General features: G+C 44.6%; 16 protein-coding genes, 1 pseudogene and 1 riboswitch. Of the genes and pseudogenes, 2 read left to right on the top strand and 15 right to left on the bottom strand.

Annotated features, from left to right (window positions below; genetic code table 11):
* Positions 1–60 precede the first annotated feature (60 nt).
* The 8 genes and pseudogenes from JCM16418_RS00170 to JCM16418_RS00135 form a co-directional block, all read right to left on the bottom strand.
* The gene (locus tag JCM16418_RS00170; RefSeq protein WP_036645029.1) at positions 61–747 is read right to left on the bottom strand and encodes a queuosine precursor transporter; all 687 of its coding nucleotides are present in this window, start codon (positions 745–747) and stop codon (positions 61–63) included.
* Between the two features lie 219 nt (positions 748–966).
* Positions 967–2,361, bottom strand: coding sequence for an L-cystine transporter (locus JCM16418_RS00165; RefSeq protein ID WP_036645027.1), 1,395 nt, complete (start codon positions 2,359–2,361; stop codon positions 967–969).
* A 304-nt stretch (positions 2,362–2,665) separates the two neighbouring features.
* Positions 2,666–3,487, bottom strand: coding sequence for an adenosylcobinamide-GDP ribazoletransferase (gene cobS / locus JCM16418_RS00160; protein WP_036645025.1), 822 nt, complete (start codon positions 3,485–3,487; stop codon positions 2,666–2,668).
* Complete coding sequence (gene cobU, locus JCM16418_RS00155) at positions 3,484–4,044, bottom strand: bifunctional adenosylcobinamide kinase/adenosylcobinamide-phosphate guanylyltransferase (RefSeq protein WP_036645021.1); 561 nt, start codon at positions 4,042–4,044, stop codon at positions 3,484–3,486. Before cobU ends, cobS begins: the two co-directional genes overlap by 4 nt.
* Positions 4,041–5,110, bottom strand: a pseudogene (cobT, locus tag JCM16418_RS00150) (nicotinate-nucleotide--dimethylbenzimidazole phosphoribosyltransferase). The gene cobU and the pseudogene cobT overlap by 4 nt, the downstream one beginning before the upstream one ends.
* A gap of 79 nt (positions 5,111–5,189) precedes the next feature.
* The gene (locus tag JCM16418_RS00145) at positions 5,190–5,975 is read right to left on the bottom strand and encodes an ABC transporter ATP-binding protein (RefSeq protein ID WP_036645019.1); all 786 of its coding nucleotides are present in this window, start codon (positions 5,973–5,975) and stop codon (positions 5,190–5,192) included.
* Complete coding sequence (locus JCM16418_RS00140) at positions 5,972–7,018, bottom strand: FecCD family ABC transporter permease (protein WP_036645017.1); 1,047 nt, start codon at positions 7,016–7,018, stop codon at positions 5,972–5,974. The genes JCM16418_RS00145 and JCM16418_RS00140 overlap by 4 nt, the downstream gene beginning before the upstream one ends.
* The gene (locus tag JCM16418_RS00135) at positions 7,018–8,022 is read right to left on the bottom strand and encodes an ABC transporter substrate-binding protein (protein WP_036645013.1); all 1,005 of its coding nucleotides are present in this window, start codon (positions 8,020–8,022) and stop codon (positions 7,018–7,020) included. The genes JCM16418_RS00140 and JCM16418_RS00135 overlap by 1 nt, the downstream gene beginning before the upstream one ends.
* A gap of 244 nt (positions 8,023–8,266) precedes the next feature.
* A riboswitch (cobalamin riboswitch) is annotated at positions 8,267–8,472 on the bottom strand.
* 150 nt (positions 8,473–8,622) lie between these two features.
* On the opposite strand from JCM16418_RS00135, the gene JCM16418_RS00130 reads away from it, so the two are divergent.
* On the top strand, positions 8,623–9,129 hold the full coding sequence (locus JCM16418_RS00130) for a GNAT family N-acetyltransferase (protein WP_052019944.1): 507 nt from the start codon (positions 8,623–8,625) through the stop codon (positions 9,127–9,129).
* Here the strand turns inward: JCM16418_RS00130 and JCM16418_RS00125 are convergent.
* Genes JCM16418_RS00125 through cobD form a run of 4 tightly spaced genes read right to left on the bottom strand, consistent with a single transcriptional unit; the run spans position 9,117 to position 12,584 of the window.
* Positions 9,117–9,779, bottom strand: coding sequence for a histidine phosphatase family protein (locus tag JCM16418_RS00125; protein ID WP_036645011.1), 663 nt, complete (start codon positions 9,777–9,779; stop codon positions 9,117–9,119). The genes JCM16418_RS00130 and JCM16418_RS00125 overlap by 13 nt on opposite strands.
* A complete protein-coding gene (gene cbiB, locus JCM16418_RS00120) occupies positions 9,767–10,762 on the bottom strand; it encodes an adenosylcobinamide-phosphate synthase CbiB (RefSeq protein WP_052019943.1) in 996 nt (331 codons plus the stop codon). The genes JCM16418_RS00125 and cbiB overlap by 13 nt, the downstream gene beginning before the upstream one ends.
* Entirely contained in the window at positions 10,741–11,466 is a 726-nt protein-coding gene (locus JCM16418_RS00115; protein ID WP_036645009.1) for an adenosylcobinamide amidohydrolase, read from the bottom strand. The genes cbiB and JCM16418_RS00115 overlap by 22 nt, the downstream gene beginning before the upstream one ends.
* Before the next feature lie 17 nt (positions 11,467–11,483).
* Complete coding sequence (gene cobD, locus JCM16418_RS00110) at positions 11,484–12,584, bottom strand: threonine-phosphate decarboxylase CobD (protein ID WP_036645986.1); 1,101 nt, start codon at positions 12,582–12,584, stop codon at positions 11,484–11,486.
* 165 nt (positions 12,585–12,749) lie between these two features.
* Between cobD and lplA the strand changes: the two genes are divergently transcribed.
* Positions 12,750–13,754, top strand: coding sequence for a lipoate--protein ligase (gene lplA, locus JCM16418_RS00105; RefSeq protein WP_036645007.1), 1,005 nt, complete (start codon positions 12,750–12,752; stop codon positions 13,752–13,754).
* Between the two features lie 130 nt (positions 13,755–13,884).
* Here lplA and JCM16418_RS00100 read toward each other — a convergent pair whose 3' ends face one another.
* From JCM16418_RS00100 to JCM16418_RS00090, 3 genes are all read right to left on the bottom strand, one after another.
* Positions 13,885–14,217, bottom strand: a complete 333-nt coding sequence (locus JCM16418_RS00100; protein ID WP_242403659.1) for an SMI1/KNR4 family protein — start codon at positions 14,215–14,217, stop codon at positions 13,885–13,887.
* Between the two features lie 500 nt (positions 14,218–14,717).
* Positions 14,718–15,740 (bottom strand): hypothetical protein, encoded by a 1,023-nt coding sequence (locus tag JCM16418_RS00095; protein ID WP_036645005.1) that lies wholly within the window; start codon positions 15,738–15,740, stop codon positions 14,718–14,720.
* Between the two features lie 61 nt (positions 15,741–15,801).
* The gene (locus JCM16418_RS00090; protein WP_242403658.1) at positions 15,802–16,368 is read right to left on the bottom strand and encodes a hypothetical protein; all 567 of its coding nucleotides are present in this window, start codon (positions 16,366–16,368) and stop codon (positions 15,802–15,804) included.
* Positions 16,369–16,384: the final 16 nt, after the last annotated feature.

Raw genomic sequence — 16,384 nt, 5'->3', positions numbered from 1 at the left:
TTTTAAAAACCCGGAAGATACACGTTAAGTGCCTCTTCCGGGTTTTTATTGTATGAGGACTTAATCCTCATCCTTGAATTTGAAATCACGAGCAATGTACAGAAATGGAGTTCCTACCGCAGTCAGTATAAATTTGATAATGTAAGTCGTCAGGAAAATTTCCATCCATACACCAAATGTATATCGATCCCCTGCAAATGCAATCGTGCAGAAAACGAGCGTGTCGACTAATGAACTAATCATCGTACTGCCGTTATTACGAATCCAAAATTGATTGCGTTTGCCGAACATGTTGCGCAGCCAAGAATAGAGTCGTACATCCAGAAACTGGCTGATAAAATAAGCAGCCAAGCTAGCAAGCGCGAGCCGCGGCATCAGACCAAATATGTTGCTTAGTGACTCCTGTGCAAGATCACTAGCATCCGGTGTAAAGTACAGTGCCATTTGCATAATCACAGTCGTCATTACTAATGTGAAAAAGCCAAACCATACTGCTTTCCTCGCCTCTTCTTTCCCGTACTTCTCATTAAGCAAATCACTCGTCATATACAGACTGACATACATCGTGTTGCCGAGCGTCATCACGATGCCAAACATGTCGATTGTCTTCGTTACCTGAATGTTGGCGATAACCGTCGCCACTCCGATCCAGGCATAGAGTCCCTTTTTACCGAATAAACGGTAACACAGTAGAAACAGGGAGAAATTCACGAGCACAAACAACATGCCCCAAAGCAAGTTAAACATGGATTATTCCTCCTAGTTTTGATTACGCGGGATGGTTACGAACCGCGGTTTCAGGTACAAAATCAGTGTGGTGAAGCCCACTCTTAGATGCCAAGTCCCAAAACATGATCTACTTTATCACAACTGAGATGATCTGGCTATGTATTTTTTCCTCGAAACGAGTCAACAAAAAAAGAGCCAAAGCAATTTGCTTTAACTCTTTCCTGCATATTATTTCAATTATACATGTGCTGAATCTAGATCAACACTATTATCATTGAAAACATTATGGTCATTTTCTTTTAGAATTTTACTGGAGATCAGTCCTGCTGTCATCGAATCATTCACATTTAGCGCCGTACGTCCCATATCGATCAATGGTTCAACCGAGATTAGAAGTCCTGCCAATGCTACTGGTAGGTTCATCGTTGAAAGCACGATCAGCGAAGCGAATGTTGCGCCACCACCGACACCAGCAACCCCAAAGGAACTGATGACTACGATAAGAATTAGCTTAATAATGAAGCTCCAACTCATTGGATCAATACCCACCGTTGGTGCAATCATCACAGCCAGCATCGCGGGATAAATACCTGCGCAACCGTTCTGTCCAATCGTAGCTCCAAAGGTAGCAGACAAGTTCGCGATTCCATCGGATACGCCCAGTTTCTTCTTCTGCGTTTCCACATTCAATGGAATTGTAGCTACGCTTGAGCGCGATGTAAAGGCAAATGTCAACGTTGGCAACACTTTTCTCAAATACTGAATTGGATTGAAACCAAACAGTGTAATTAGGATGAGATGGACAATAAACATAGCGATTATGGCAACATAAGAAGCTCCTACAAACTTAATGAGTTTCAGGATTTCATCCACATTGGTCGTCGCCACCGTCTTGGTGATCAAAGCAAGTATACCGTATGGTGTCAGACGAAGTACCAATGTTACAATTCGCATAACTACCGCGTATACAGCTTCTACCATTCCTCTAAAAGTTGCAGCCTGTTCAGGCTTTTTGCGATCCAAACCAAGAACAGCTACACCAATAAATGCGGAGAATATAACAACAGCAAGCGTTGAAGAACGACGAGCGCCAGTCATATCTTCGAAAGGATTACTTGGTATAAACTCAAGAACTTGCTGTGGAATGGATTTATGCTGTACATCCCCTAGCTTCTCTTCTAGCTTAATACCTTGTTGCTGCTCACGGTCACCACTTGTAATATCAATAGCTTTCAGATTAAACGTGTTGCTCGTTATAATACTGACTGAGGCAGCAATTGCCGTTGTAATCAGGAGCACTGCTATAATAGATGCACTAATTTTCCCTAAGTTTTGCTTACCTTTTAAATTCATAATAGCTGAAATGATCGAAACCATAATAAGAGGAATCACGACCATTTGCAGTAGACTAACGTAACCATAACCCACCAGACCAAACCAATCACTTGATTTACTCATTACATCTGAACTTGCACCAAATATGATCTGAAGGATAACTCCGAAAATAATCCCTAGACCCAAACCAGTGAACACTCGTTTAGTAAAAGAAACATGTTTCTTCTGCATCCAAATGAGCAATCCAATGAGAAGCAACATAACAACGACGTTTGCGATAATCCAAATTGTATCCATTTATAGCTCCCCTTTTATTAATCATTAATATTATTAATACGTATCTACTAAAACTGGTTTTTTTATAATATCACAATTCATAGTATCTGGATAGGATTAATTTACTGAAGAATAAAATGGTAATTTAATTCTTAATATTGATGTTTTTGATATATTCTATTCATTAATCAAAAATGGCCAGCCCAATCATCCGATTATGGAAATCACAAAAAAGGCCTCCTCATAGCAGCTTGCCTGAGAAGACCTAGGTTCCTATTGTGTAGATCACATACAACATTCGTTTAATGAAGTGCCTGCATGATGACTACATCCACTGCGTCAAAACAACTATAAACAGTAACAATACCGTTTCGATGCCCTCATTCAGTGCGCCGTATGTATCACCTGTTAATCCACCAAGTTTATTGCTCATTTGCCGAGCGGCCCATGTTCCCGAAAGCCATGCCAGGATCGGCAATCCCAGCCATGCTACTACGCTCTGAAGCCACGATGAATCGTGAATGCCAAGAAACGGCATAAGTACTGTGATCACCAAAGTTAAAACAGCAGCCATTCGAAAAGCACGCACAGTATGCTTCTTGCTGATGCCATTAAAATTTGCCCCAGCAAGTCCTTCCTTCCCCCTAGCCATAGGATAGCCTGCCATTGCGTGGATCATAAACCAGCGGCTCCAAATAGGAGGAAGTATGAGCAACAATGTTGGTAAAACACCATTTCTACTGCTCGATAATAGCGAATAAATCAGAGTACCTTTTAACATTAAAAGCAGAACGCAAGCAATGACGCCCATCGCTCCTACCCGGCTGTCTTTCATAATTTCTAGCATTCGTTCACGTGAGCGGTAGCTGAGCAGACCATCGGCTGTATCCATCCAGCCGTCCAAATGGAGGCCGCCCGTCAGTATCACCCAGACAATCAGTACGAGCACCGCTGCAGGGGCCGCTGGCAGCACGTAGGTTGTTCCAGCTGCAATGATCCCTATACATAATCCGATGGCTGCTCCCACCAGCGGATAAAAACGTGTGCTTTGTTGGAATAACGCAGGAGTGTAATCTAAATTTGCTTTTACAGGAAACCTGGACAGAAATTGAAAAGCAGCCGCAGCTGCTTGCCAGCCTTTACTCATAGATGATACTCCCTACTCTTGAGCTCAATAGGTATACCTGCTGTGACAAGAAAAACTTGCGTGCAAGAGCGAGCAACCGCTTGATTAAGAAAGCCTGCAAAATCACGGAACTGCCGTCCCAGTCGATACGCAGGTACAATGCCGCTTCCGACTTCATTGGTTACAAGCACCAGTTGACCTGGGTAAGCTGAAATTTCACTCATTAGTTCATCCATAGCTGTCTCTACTTTCTGCTCCATGTCAGGTTCTTCTTCCAAAGCAAGCAGAACATTCGACAGCCATAACGTTAAGCAGTCCACAAGAACCGTCGGTGCTTGATCTGAAGTCACGCGCCAAGTCCGCAGCTTTTCCGCCAGCTTAAGCGGTTCCTCAATTGTCTGCCATGCATATTCCGCTTGAATACGCTGAAGTCGATGCAGAGCAATACGCCCAGTCATCTCCTCGTCAAATGCTTGTGCAGTAGCGACGTAAACCGCCTCTTTATCCAGACTCATGCACAGCTTTTCCGCGAAGGAGCTCTTGCCGCTACGGGCACCACCAGTAACAAGAATACTCATATTAACGCATCCTCGTTATTACTTGTGACACCTGCACTCTCAAACGTCGCCATCTCGCTTACGATACGGCAAGCTGCATCCACGAGATGTAGGCCAAGAACGCCACCTGTGCCTTCACCTATACGCATGTCCAAATCAAGGGCAGGACGCAGATCCAATCCTTGCAGTAGCAAACGGTGACCTTGTTCATGCGATGCATGAGAAGCAATCATGTATCCCGCTGATGCTGGCACGAGTGCCCTAGCCAGCAGCGCAGCAACACTCGAAATAAATCCATCGATAATGACCGGACAGCGATTGGCTGCTGCACCTAGAATAACCCCAACAAGTCCTCCAATCTCAAGACCCCCAACTTTAGATAATACGTCGAGTGGATCGCTCGCATCGGGTTGATTAAGGGAAAGAGCCTGACGAACAACACTTATTTTATGCTCTAGACGCGCATCATCCAGACCGGTGCCGCGTCCTACTGCTTTTTCAGGTGGAATATCGAGCATTGCACACATAATAGCTGCACTGGCGGTTGTATTCCCAATTCCCATTTCCCCTGTTATGAAGAGCTTACGCCGCGTTTTACCGCATCCTCTACAATTTCAATCCCTGTCACAATCGATTGTTCAGCCTCAGATCTTGTCATTGCGGGTTCCTTAGCCATGTTAGCTGTTCCTGGGCGGATTTTACGCTGCACAAGTACAGGATGTGTTAATGTACTGAGCACTCCGATATCGACGCAAACGACGTCTGCAGCCGCCTGACGTGCCAATGTGTTAACCGCCGCACCACCAGAAAGAAAGTTAAGAATCATTTGCGGCGTTACTTCCTGCGGAAATGCACTCACTCCTTCTGCACATACGCCATGATCTGCTGCCATAATAACCACTTCACGTTGGGTAAATGAAGGTTTGACCTCTCTTGTGATTCCCGCTAACTGGATCGCCAAAGACTCTAGTTTACCTAAACTACCAGGAGGAACGGTTAATTGACTAATATGCTGAGCGGCTGCCTGAGCCGCCTGTGCATCCAGCTCCTCAATTCGGGAAATGTAAGGAAGAAGTGCTAAACTCATCAGATATACCCCTTTCGATTCTGTACTATTATTCATTCTAACAGCTATACTTCAGAAGCTACAACTCAGCTTGAAAAGGTTACTCTTCCATATGTCTTGATATCAACACTTGTGGCACACCACTTACGGGATGCTGCACGATCACCGGTTCAACACCATAAACCCTTCGAATATGCTCCGCAGTCAGCATTTCTTGCGGTGTCCCGCTTCCCGTTACTTGCCCATCCTGTAGAACCAATAACTTGTCACAGAACTGCGCTGCTAAGTTTAGATCATGCAGCACAGCAATGACCGTAATCCCAGATTCCTTACGCCAATTGCCAACAAGCTCCATAAATTGATGCTGATAACGGAGATCTAGATAAGTCGTTGGTTCATCAAGCAACAGAATTTGTGGTTGCTGCACCATCACCTGACCCAGTGCAACTCTCTGGCGCTGCCCACCGCTTAGTTCATCCAGCGGTCGCTTGGCAAGCAAGCGTAGATCAAGCTTGTCCATGATCCCCTCAATTAGATCTTCTGGATCATTCCCTAGCTCCTGACCAAGCCAGTTTTGAAAAGGATACCTTCCCATCTCCAGCACATCCTTCACCGGATAGTGAACAGGAGGAAGGCCGTCCTGCTGAAGGACGGCCAACATTTGAGAGAGCTGCTTTCTTTCGTAAGATGAAGCAGCCTTCCCTCGGATTAATACCTCACCAGAGGAAGCCTGCTCCGTACCGGAGAGTAGGCGTAGCAACGTGGATTTCCCACTGCCGTTGGGGCCAATAATCCCCCACCATTCCCCCTCCTGAACAGACCAATCTACTTCATGGAGAGCGTTAAGTTCGCCAAATTGTTTACTTGCCTTTTGAACCTCTATCATAAGCTGCCTCCTCTGCCATGCTTTTTGCTGCGGTGTAGCAAATAAGCAAAGAAGGGTGCCCCTACAAAAGCTGTCACTACACCAAGCGGAATTTCAGTGGGAGCTAAGACCGTTCGTGCAAGTGTATCAGCTATAACCATAAATATGGCACCTCCAATGGCTGACAATGGAACAATCAACCGATAATCGGGCCCCGTAAGTAGACGAATCACATGCGGAATGACCAGTCCTACAAACCCGATAATTCCAGCTACAGAAACTGCCGCCGCAGTAAGGAGCGTACAAACGAGCAAAATAATGAATTTCACTCGCTCCACCCTCATGCCCAGATGTGCGGCCTGCCGCTCTCCTAGAGAGAGTACATTCAGCGATTTTGCTTGTCCCCATACCAAACTCAATCCGATCAATAGATACGGTAGTAAAATGAGTGTGTACGACCAACCTCGAAGACTAAGACTACCCATCGTCCAATATAGAATTTCATTGATTGTCTTATTACTCATCGCCGTCATGAACGATACGATCGCTCCGAGAAACGACTGCATGACCACACCTGATAATATCAGGCTGTTCGTCGGAATTTTTCCCCTATCTAGAGAAAGCGCCATAACCGCCCACAATGTCAAAATCCCTGTTATAAAAGCAACGAATGGCAATGTAAAAGACCCAATGAATGAATACTGCAATCCGAAAAAAATAAGGGCAGATGCCCCTACTGCTGATCCTGATGATACTCCTAATGTAAATGGGTCAGCCAGTGGATTTCGTAGGACGCCCTGAAATCCAGAGCCCGCTACGGCGAGTGCTGTTCCGACCAACATCCCTAAGACAAGACGAGGCATCCGTACTTTCATAATAATTTGTTCATAAGACGGATTCCAATCCGGCTTTACATCATCACCAATCCAGGGAAGGTGATGAAGAATCATCATCACGATATCCCGGATCGGTATCGCTACTGAGCCGATCCCCAAGCAGATTACGAGGGTCATGGCGAGCAGTACGATGCCGATCCCTCCGTAACCTGCTAGTTTTTTATGCATTATTTAAATAGGTCTGGATAGATCGCCTTGGCTACAGCTTGTAAACCTTCAGTTACACGTGGGCCTGGACGGCTAAGAAGGTTGTCATCAAGTCCAATGACTGCCTTATTCTTGACTGCCGTAATCTGATTCCAGCCGCTGCGACTTGTAATGATCTCACCAAGACCTTTATTGGTTTTGGTATCAACTACACTTTTAGCAAATAGAATAACATCTGGATTATCCTTGATAATTTTCTCTTCACTAATTTCGTTCCAACCTTTAGTATCTGCAGCTACGTTAATACCACCAGCAAGTGTAATAAGCTCATCCATGAATTCACCTTTACCAACGGTCCAACCTGGAGAGAATTCAATATATACTTTCTTCTTCTGTTCCGGTGTTAGTGATTGAACAGCATCCGTTACTTCCTGGCGCTCTTTTTTCATCTTATCCTTTACGGCCTTAGCCTCAGCTTGGTGATCCGTAATTTGTCCGAATACTTCAATATTCTTCATGACATCATCAACCGTCTTTGGATTGGTTTTGAAAATTTGAATATTAAGATCACGCAGTTTCTTAACCGCCTCTTCACTCATCGAAATCCCCGTAAATACAATATCCGCCTGAGCCGCGATGATGGATTCCTCATTTGGTTTCATCAAATCGCCCATTTTCGGCTTGCTCTTCACCACTTCGGGATAGTCATCATAATTAGAGACACCAACAATTTCATCGTTTAAACCAATGGCGAACAGCGCCTCTGTCTCAGCAGGTGATACTGAGATGATATGCTTCGGCGCTTCTTTAAAGGTAAAAGAAGCTCCAGTAGCATCTTGTACGGTCAGTGGATACGTCGTTTTTAGTGCATCCTGCTTAGCAGAAGGAGCGGCATCCTGAGTTGCAGGTGCTTTCTCTGGTACCGTCGTTTCTTGCTTACTATCACCGCACCCTGCCAGTGACAACGCGATTAGTAATGCCGCAATTCCTGCAGAACAGCGTTTAACCCATGGATTCCAATTCATTTTTCTATTTCTCTCCTCTTTGCTCATTTCTGTTGTCTAATGATCTGAAGGGGCCTGGATAAACTGCGTAATGAAATGATTTTAACGGTATACAACATCCATAAAAAAACCCTGATTCTCTTCAAGCAAGAATCAGGGATTACGTCTACATATCTTAAGAGGCTACTAGCCATAAGATACAGGCACGAATACATGTAACCATCATGCACACGGGCGCACAAACGTAATCCTTTCCTCGAAGGACCGTTAATTTGCTTATAAGGCAGGTCTCCTGACTTGCAGGTGAATGATGTTCCAGCCTTCCCATTCTACCTATTGGTCAGAACAGTGGCATATAGGAATATCCCTGTTTTACAGTGGCGGGACCGTGCCGGATTTGCACCGACTTCCCTTTTCACCCGAACGATGTGTGATCACACCGTTAACGGGACCTTATAAGTCATCATTATTTATGTATGGGTTCCAGGCACAATTACTCTAGTACAAAATTATAGGGGAAAACCCCTTGACTTACAATGAATTTCCTTACGCTAATCCTTATGATTAATGTATGATAGGCTTATTCATCTAAGTCATTCTATAGTACAAGGAGCCTCCGCTATGTCCATTCCACTTCATTCGACTACCCAAGATACTATCATTGAACTTCGTCCTTACGAGGATTCAGATCGCATAGTTCTTGAAACGTTTAAGCTACAAGATGACCAAACAAGTTTCGTAGCCCTCCCTAAACAAATTCTTCAAATATCTATCGAAGACCCTTGCCGTTTCCCTGCAGTAATTGTTACTGCAAAAACCATTGTAGGTTTCTTTGTTCTACATCATGGTCATGGCATTCTAGAGTTCTCAGATAATCCTCGTGCATTACTATTACGAGGATTATCCATTAATCAGTTCCATCAGGGCAAGGGATACGGCGGTAAAGCTATGCAACTACTCCCCAACTGGGCTCGCGATATTTTTCCAAATTTCGAGGAAATGGTGCTCGCGGTTAATGCAGATAATACGTCTGCTAAGAAACTATATGAAAAGACCGGGTTTGAATTTAAGGGCATCACACGTATGGGTCCCAACGGACTGCAATATATGATGCATCATCCCTTGTAAAAAACAGCGCTCCATCTATCATTGTTGCGGGTCATCCTGAGCGTTGCTGTCCTTCCCGGCTCAACATGAACGTCCCAAAATGAAGAGCCGGGAATGGTCATTGCTGCTAATTGGCGAATAACGCCTCCATGTGTCACGATAAGAATCCTTTTTGGCCCAGTATACAGATCGTTAACTTTCAGCTCTGTATCGTTCAATTCTTGGTTTAGTTCAGACTGCGACTCCATCCCATCCGTTACCGTTCGAAGAAAATCAGCAATTCTTGAGGCGAAGCTCGTCCATGCCTCACCATTCGGCGGCGTCATATGCTGCGGGTCATCAAGCCAATCCCTGTAATGCTGGATATGCTGCAATTCATCATACGAGTGACCTTCCCAGTCGCCAAAATCCATCTCCCTCAAGCGGCTATCATACACCGCTCTCTCCACGAGCGTAGGCAATGTTTCTGATAGGGTCTCGCGGCAGCGGATCAGATCACTGCAATATACTTTGGATATCTCTAATTCAACAAGTTGTTTACGAAGTAAGGCTAACTCGGTCAGCCCTTCAGGCAAAAGACTTACATCCGTATGACCTACATATCTTTTCTCTTGATTCCAGCGTGTACGCCCATGCCTCATGAGTATAAATTCAAACTCTAATAAACCCATAATGTGCCTCCAATTGACCACAATATGAGGCTGCCTATGACAATAAACAAAACGGATACCGTCACCATCAACCTTGCTGTTGTCATAATATCCTTAGCTTCCAAAGCACGTGTCGCCTCACCCATGTAAGCTCTAAATGAGGCTACCCCATGATACACATTCTCGCCACCGAGACGAATACCTAGGGCACCTGCAACAGCGGATTCTGGAAATCCACTGTTAGGACTTGGATGAAGCCGGGCATCTCGGCGGATCGTTCGAGCTGCCCGTATATAATCCAGACGGAGCAGCCAAGAGCACATGATAAGGAGCAGTGCAGTAAGCCGTGCGGGTATATAATTCGCAATATCATCCAGACGGGCAGAAGCCCATCCCAGATTCATATATTTATCATTCTTATACCCCACCATTGAATCCAGTGTATTCACGGCTCGGTAGGCCATCGCTAATGGAGCACCGCCAATCAGGGCATAAAAAAGCGGGGAAATGATCGCATCCACAATATTCTCGGCCACCGTTTCAACGGTGCCGCGTACAATTTCGGGTTCATCGAGATGAGCCGTATCGCGGCCGACGATCATGCCCAGTGCCTGCCTTGCAGCGGGTAAATCTCCTTCACGGAGATGACGAAACACTTCCATACCAGCATCCTTCAACCCTTTTACCGCGATGGTTGTAGCAATGAAGATCGCTTCGGCGGACCAAGCAATCCACGGATGTATGTTGTATAGACATGTAATGATTATCCACGTTAGCAGGAATGATCCTCCTACGACTACGACAGGGAGAAGAATACCCGCTTTTTTCAGACTCTTTGGTTCTACATATGTAGAACGAATGATGCGTTCAAGGCGGCTAATCACTTTCCCCATTCCAATAACCGGATGTGGAATCCACCGTGGATCTCCAATAATGAGATCCATAACCAATGCAGCGATTATGATTCCGATAGCGATCCATATCATGCTTTCCGTTCCTTCCATGCCGCGAGAAGCCCTTCCGTGACCGTTCCGTAAACTGTACGGCCAATAGCCGCTCCTAGATCGGTAGCTGTACCTGCGTAATGATGCTCAACCGGATAATCCTTATTTTGACTCACACATAGTATGATTGCATCTGTTGTTGTCCCCGTCGCAACTCGCCCATTGTCGGGGTCCCGAACATCTAAATCGGCCAACGCCGCCGCCTTTGCTTCCACTGCTGTGATCATAGCATTGACCATAGCTGATTGTGTCAGACGTCCGTTAATGGCTAATATCGTATTGATCGTACCTGGCTTGTATGCTGCAAAGGTCGTTCGCTCAGCCCCTGCTCTCGCAGCATTGGATATCCCAGCCGTGGAACAGCAGAAGATCGAAGCATGCTCTCCCTGCTCCTCTAACACAGATGTATGTTGAAGCTGTACAGCCGTTAGCAGTCCAGCGGTGGTATCGATTGGATATCTCCATTCGCGAAGACTTTGAATAATATCCTGTTCCGGATGATCGCAGTTGTAGAATCGATCGACATATATATTCACAACACGTCGTAATCTGCTCAAACCTCCACCGTGAATCGAACTTGCAAGACTATCCAACATGATTGGTGATTGCAACAGCATATGCCGTTCTCCTCGCTTTAACACCATACCTGGCCAAATGCTTGAGCTATATTCTAAGGTCTTTTCGTCCAGAAAAGGTGTCGTCATTTCTATTCCCCCACTCTCTATTTCAATCCATCCTCTACATTTAGTACCTCTTCTAGTTGATTCAGCAACTGTCGATTAGCCTTCTCATCCTTCACCGCGAGTCGGATATGCTCCGGCCCAAGTCCAGGATACATCGCACAGCTGCGAATCAGTATCCCTCGAACACCAAGTTCACGCTGTATAGCTGCTGCCGTCCATGATGTAGGAAGCCCCACCAATATAAAATTAGCCTCACCCTGAATAACGTCGCATCCTAAATGAGCGAGTTGCGCACATAGATAAGACCGCTGCTCTGAAATGATGCTGATCGTCTCAAGTTCATACTTCACCCCGCTCATTAGACAAGCCTCTCCTGCTAGTAGTGCCAGCGCATTCACGCTCCAGGTTACCTGCTTGCTCTTCATCGCATGAATTAGCTTCGGAGCGGCTATCGCAAATCCCAGTCTGAGTCCAGGAATGGCATAAAATTTCGTCATCGAGCGGATAAGTATCGTATGAGGATATTGTTGTAGCTCAGGTAAAAGAGTCATCCGACTCTCTTGCGGTATGAAATCAATAAACGCTTCATCTACAACCAAAAAAGCACCCTGCTGCTCCGCTATATATGCCAGCTCCCGCAGATCATCAACATTATATTGAACGCCATTGGGATTGTTTGGTTGTCCAATAAAGAGTAAATCCACCTCGCGTAGCAGCGCCGAAATATCAGCAACGCTGGCCCGCCATAAATTCTCCCTTGTTCCCTGTACGGAATGAACTTCTGCTCCATATTGTTCAGACAATTGCCTGTATTCGGAGAAACATGGCTCAACGATGCCTACTTTCTGCGGCTTTAAACCAAGCAAAATAAGCGCCATACATTCAGCAGCGCCATTGCCGATCAGAATTTCTGCCTCTGCTACATTGAGTTTAGATGCAAGCAACTCCTTTAAACGCCGATGTCCAGGATCAGGATAACGAATGATTGATGGTAGCGCTTGTTCGATCATATGCATAACTTCCGAAGGAGGGCCCAGTGGATTAATATTAGCGCTAAAATCCAGAAATGTATCAGCTGCTCTATCATAAGCTACCGCTGCACTTTCTAAATCTCCTCCATGTCCATATTGTTCAAGAATCACTAACAAACCCCCAATAATATCAATTAAACCATGAATGTCCCCATTATTGACTCATTATTCCGGGTTCGTCAATCCGTTTTCACTTTTGTTTCTTATGACACTTGGTTTACAATAGGAAGGTACAACTATTCATTTTGCCCTAGTAAACGGAGGAATCAAGCTATGCTGTTTATTGATAATCAGGGGATAACAGACCCTGCCATGAATCTAGCGATTGAAGAATTCGTTCTGAAGCATCTGCCTATGGACGACGACAGCTATTTGCTTTTCTATATTAATCGACCTTCAGTCATCATCGGAAAACATCAAAATACGATTGAAGAAATCAACCAAGAATATGTGAAGGACAACCAGGTGCAAATCGTACGCCGCCTCTCAGGTGGAGGTGCTGTATATCATGACCTAGGGAATCTAAACTTCAGCTTTATTACTAAGGATGACGGACAATCCTTCCATAACTTTCAGAAGTTTACTCAACCTGTGATCGATGCGCTGCATCATTTAGGCGTTAATGCCGAACTTAGCGGTCGCAATGACCTACAGGTGGGTGAGCAGAAAATATCCGGTAATGCCCAATTCTCCACTAGAGGACGTATGTTCAGCCACGGTACGCTGATGTTTGATCTTAATTTGGACAATGTTCAGTCATCATTGAACGTCAATCCTGAGAAGTTCAAGTCTAAGAGCACTAAATCGGTGCGCAGCCGTGTCGCGAATATCAGTGACCTGATGGACCGTAAAATGACCATTGAAGAGTTCCGAGGCGAGCTTTTACGCTTTATTTTCGGCATTGAGCCCCAAGATGTTCCACAGTATCATCTGACAGATAGCGACTGGGAGAAAATCCATGAGATTTCCAAAGAGCACTATCAGAATTGGGAATGGAATTACGGCAAATCTCCGGAATCCAACGTAAAGCATACCAAGAAATTCCCTGTCGGTATCATTGATCTACGTATGGATATCAAGGATGCACGCATCGAAAATATCAAAATCTACGGCGACTTCTTCGGCGTTGGGGATGTAGCTGATATTGAAGATCTGTTGCGCGGGAAACGTTACGAAGATACTGAAGTGCGCGAAGCTCTTAAAGAGATTGATATCAAGCACTATTTCGGAAATATCGAAATGGATGACTTTATCGGGCTTATTTTCTTAGAAGAATAGCATGGTGTAATGAACTAGAGAGTTCTCATGGAAACATGAGGCTCTCTCTTTTTATGTGATAAAAGGGAACAAGTTTAATAAAATTACACTTCTTCGTCAAAGACTTATGATATCGTCTCGCACCCTTTTGTCACCATTCATAAAAATTGTCCTCGACTAGCACCTCAAATGAATCCGCTAATAATTCGGTCTCTCCGGAATCGTGATAATAGATGATAACCTTCCCTGCCTGATTAATAATGATCGGATCGCCAGACCCATTCATGGAAATGACATAGCTGGTTCTTAAAACTTCTGCAAAGGGAAGGTCCTTGAATTGCTCTCGGAACCCCAGCGTCAAGTCGACAACCGTTTCATTTCCGAGACTAGATCCATTAGAGAAGGCATGCACCGCAAGACCCGCATAGGCTCCCCCAAACATCTTGATAAATTGTATGTAGTCCTCGTGAAATTTTACGTTCATCCGTTGCTGGGCCTTAGCAATTTCCTCTTGCTCGCCGGAATGCCTACTAATGTTCTATTATCTTCCCGATGAAGAAAAATCTTTAATCTCTCCGTTAATGCATCTTTCATGAGTAACCTCCTTCGCGCTCCCCACTAAGTTCAGGATAAACTTCATCTAGTTTTATTGGATTCTTATATCATATTATTGAGCTTTTTAATCAGTAAGCGCGGGCTGCGTCGAACCAGCACGTCAATTATTTGCCTCTTTTATATGCATTAGCCCATTGGACTAGATACCAGACAGCCACACCCACAAGGGCAGTGAACACAAGGTTTATGCAGCCGAACACGATCAGCTACTTCGCATCGCTGGGGCCGATCCGGAAAGCGGCCGCGAACTGGAAGACGGCGGGTAGTAGAAACGCCAGACAAGAGACGGTTATAAACTTTTCTGTTTTGAAGCCCCACCCTCACCACCAAACATGATGCAACGAGCAATATTCCAGGTACAGATAAACTTTAGCACCAACTTGATTGATAACCCAATTGTAATAAAGAATGTTGTATTTCCCTGTCTGCTTTGCTCTTGAAAGTTGCAAACTCCACTGAAAATAAAGAACTTGGAAGTTTTTGATTGATAAAGGAATCAAAATCAATTGCCGTATTGAGAATGCGAAGCTTGTGCAGCCAAGGCAGTTGCTCCATTCCCGTCAAACCAGTTAAGCCTTTACAATTTCTGATAGATAGCTCCTCCAGTACCTTCATTTCCTTGTCAAAGCTGATTTCTTGCAGCTTGATTTGATCCTCAATAACAAGTCTGTTCAGTGCTTGAAAGGACGTAATATTAGTCAGGTCATGTAAGCCGCGGACTCTAACGATTTCCAGATCCTCGATGATTTCATTCTCTTCAATTTCCTGAATATGCTCTCGGCCTCCAAGCAAAATGCGAAGGTTCTTCAGCTTCCGCAGTCGGTTAATGAAATGTAACGGCAGTTTGCTGATCGAATGCAGCGCGAGATAATTTAGTTCCTCCAAATCACCTACAGCATCAAGGTTCTTAACCTTGCCCCCTACATGCAACTCTTCCAGATAAGGGAACTCCTTAAAATATTGCAAATTGAGAATCTTTTTGTCTGAGACTATGGTTAATTTTTTTAGAGAGCAAAGCGTATCAATCCCCAGAATTTCGGAATTCTCCAGCTCGTGTATGCCTATACTCAAACTGTACAGGTTATTAAGCTTGGCAAATGCTTCGATGTTATGTGCCTGGAGGAAGTCGAGGTGCAGCATTTTGACATGGGGAATCCGCATGAGCGTATGACAATCAAAGGACAGGGAATAGTGGGCGTAAAAACGTACTCCGAAATTCTCATCATAGCGCTCGCAAAGCTCATCTACTTCTTCCAATATGGAGCCATAAAACTCCGGGTTAGAGAACTGCACAATGACTTGGTTGCCGCCGTGCAAATCCTGCTCGATCTGAACCCGGTCCAGCGCAACAGGATTATTGATCAGAATCCTTTTTTTCCATACTTTGCGCATCCGTTAACCCCCTATTTACCATGAATCACAAGTCCATATTTACTAACAATCCACGATTTGCTCAAGTCTTGAATCGCATCATGCTTATACGCACTGAGGGCTTTTGCTCCTTCATAGCATCTGCATCATGCGCCGAGAAGCGAAGTGGCTTTGTCATTTTTTTAATAGAGTCCGTTATTTCATTGAAAAACGTATAGGATAACGGCTTATAGTCCCGGATATCCTCATAAATATAATATTTGCCCTTCTCATCTTCCAAATTAATTTGAAAGCCTTTAGGAAATGAAATCAATATACACGGCAGTTCATCCTGTGCCCACTGTCCGCCATATGGAAAAGGGACACCTTCATTTCTTGCAAAAAATCCGGAGCTTTCTTGATTAGAAGCAACAGTAATGGAATAAACAAAGAAGGGGTGATAATCATTCCTTTTTTCCTCTGCCGCAAAATACTGATAAAATGTCTGATACGCCTCATACACCTGATTCTGATCATGCTCTGCTCTGGCATAGTTGGTAAGATGAAATTGTGCTTGCTTTGTTTCAAAAAGCTTCAAAATGCTCTTAAACTCTTCTGGCCTTATGAAAAATTTAAGTTTATAAAATCCGCTGTTCTTTAATTTGTCCATTTTTGGTTCACCGTCA

This window comes from Paenibacillus pini JCM 16418, assembly GCF_000576305.1.
Taxonomy (GTDB): Bacteria; Bacillota; Bacilli; order Paenibacillales; family Paenibacillaceae; genus Paenibacillus_AQ; species Paenibacillus_AQ pini.
This window is presented reverse-complemented; position numbering and strand designations above follow the sequence as displayed.

What these genes read in the sequence shown, in the direction of transcription:
- JCM16418_RS00170 (WP_036645029.1), bottom strand. Translation starts at nt 747, where the DNA reads ATGTTTAACTTGCTTTGGGGCATGTTGTTTGTGCTCGTGAATTTCTCC.
- JCM16418_RS00165 (WP_036645027.1), bottom strand. Translation starts at nt 2,361, where the DNA reads ATGGATACAATTTGGATTATCGCAAACGTCGTTGTTATGTTGCTTCTC.
- cobS (WP_036645025.1), bottom strand. Translation starts at nt 3,487, where the DNA reads ATGAGTAAAGGCTGGCAAGCAGCTGCGGCTGCTTTTCAATTTCTGTCC.
- cobU (WP_036645021.1), bottom strand. Translation starts at nt 4,044, where the DNA reads ATGAGTATTCTTGTTACTGGTGGTGCCCGTAGCGGCAAGAGCTCCTTC.
- JCM16418_RS00145 (WP_036645019.1), bottom strand. Translation starts at nt 5,975, where the DNA reads ATGATAGAGGTTCAAAAGGCAAGTAAACAATTTGGCGAACTTAACGCT.
- JCM16418_RS00140 (WP_036645017.1), bottom strand. Translation starts at nt 7,018, where the DNA reads ATGCATAAAAAACTAGCAGGTTACGGAGGGATCGGCATCGTACTGCTC.
- JCM16418_RS00135 (WP_036645013.1), bottom strand. Translation starts at nt 8,022, where the DNA reads ATGAATTGGAATCCATGGGTTAAACGCTGTTCTGCAGGAATTGCGGCA.
- JCM16418_RS00130 (WP_052019944.1), top strand. Translation starts at nt 8,623, where the DNA reads ATGTCCATTCCACTTCATTCGACTACCCAAGATACTATCATTGAACTT.
- JCM16418_RS00125 (WP_036645011.1), bottom strand. Translation starts at nt 9,779, where the DNA reads ATGGGTTTATTAGAGTTTGAATTTATACTCATGAGGCATGGGCGTACA.
- cbiB (WP_052019943.1), bottom strand. Translation starts at nt 10,762, where the DNA reads ATGGAAGGAACGGAAAGCATGATATGGATCGCTATCGGAATCATAATC.
- JCM16418_RS00115 (WP_036645009.1), bottom strand. Translation starts at nt 11,466, where the DNA reads ATGACGACACCTTTTCTGGACGAAAAGACCTTAGAATATAGCTCAAGC.
- lplA (WP_036645007.1), top strand. Translation starts at nt 12,750, where the DNA reads ATGCTGTTTATTGATAATCAGGGGATAACAGACCCTGCCATGAATCTA.
- JCM16418_RS00100 (WP_242403659.1), bottom strand. Translation starts at nt 14,217, where the DNA reads ATGAACGTAAAATTTCACGAGGACTACATACAATTTATCAAGATGTTT.
- JCM16418_RS00095 (WP_036645005.1), bottom strand. Translation starts at nt 15,740, where the DNA reads ATGCGCAAAGTATGGAAAAAAAGGATTCTGATCAATAATCCTGTTGCG.
- JCM16418_RS00090 (WP_242403658.1), bottom strand. Translation starts at nt 16,368, where the DNA reads ATGGACAAATTAAAGAACAGCGGATTTTATAAACTTAAATTTTTCATA.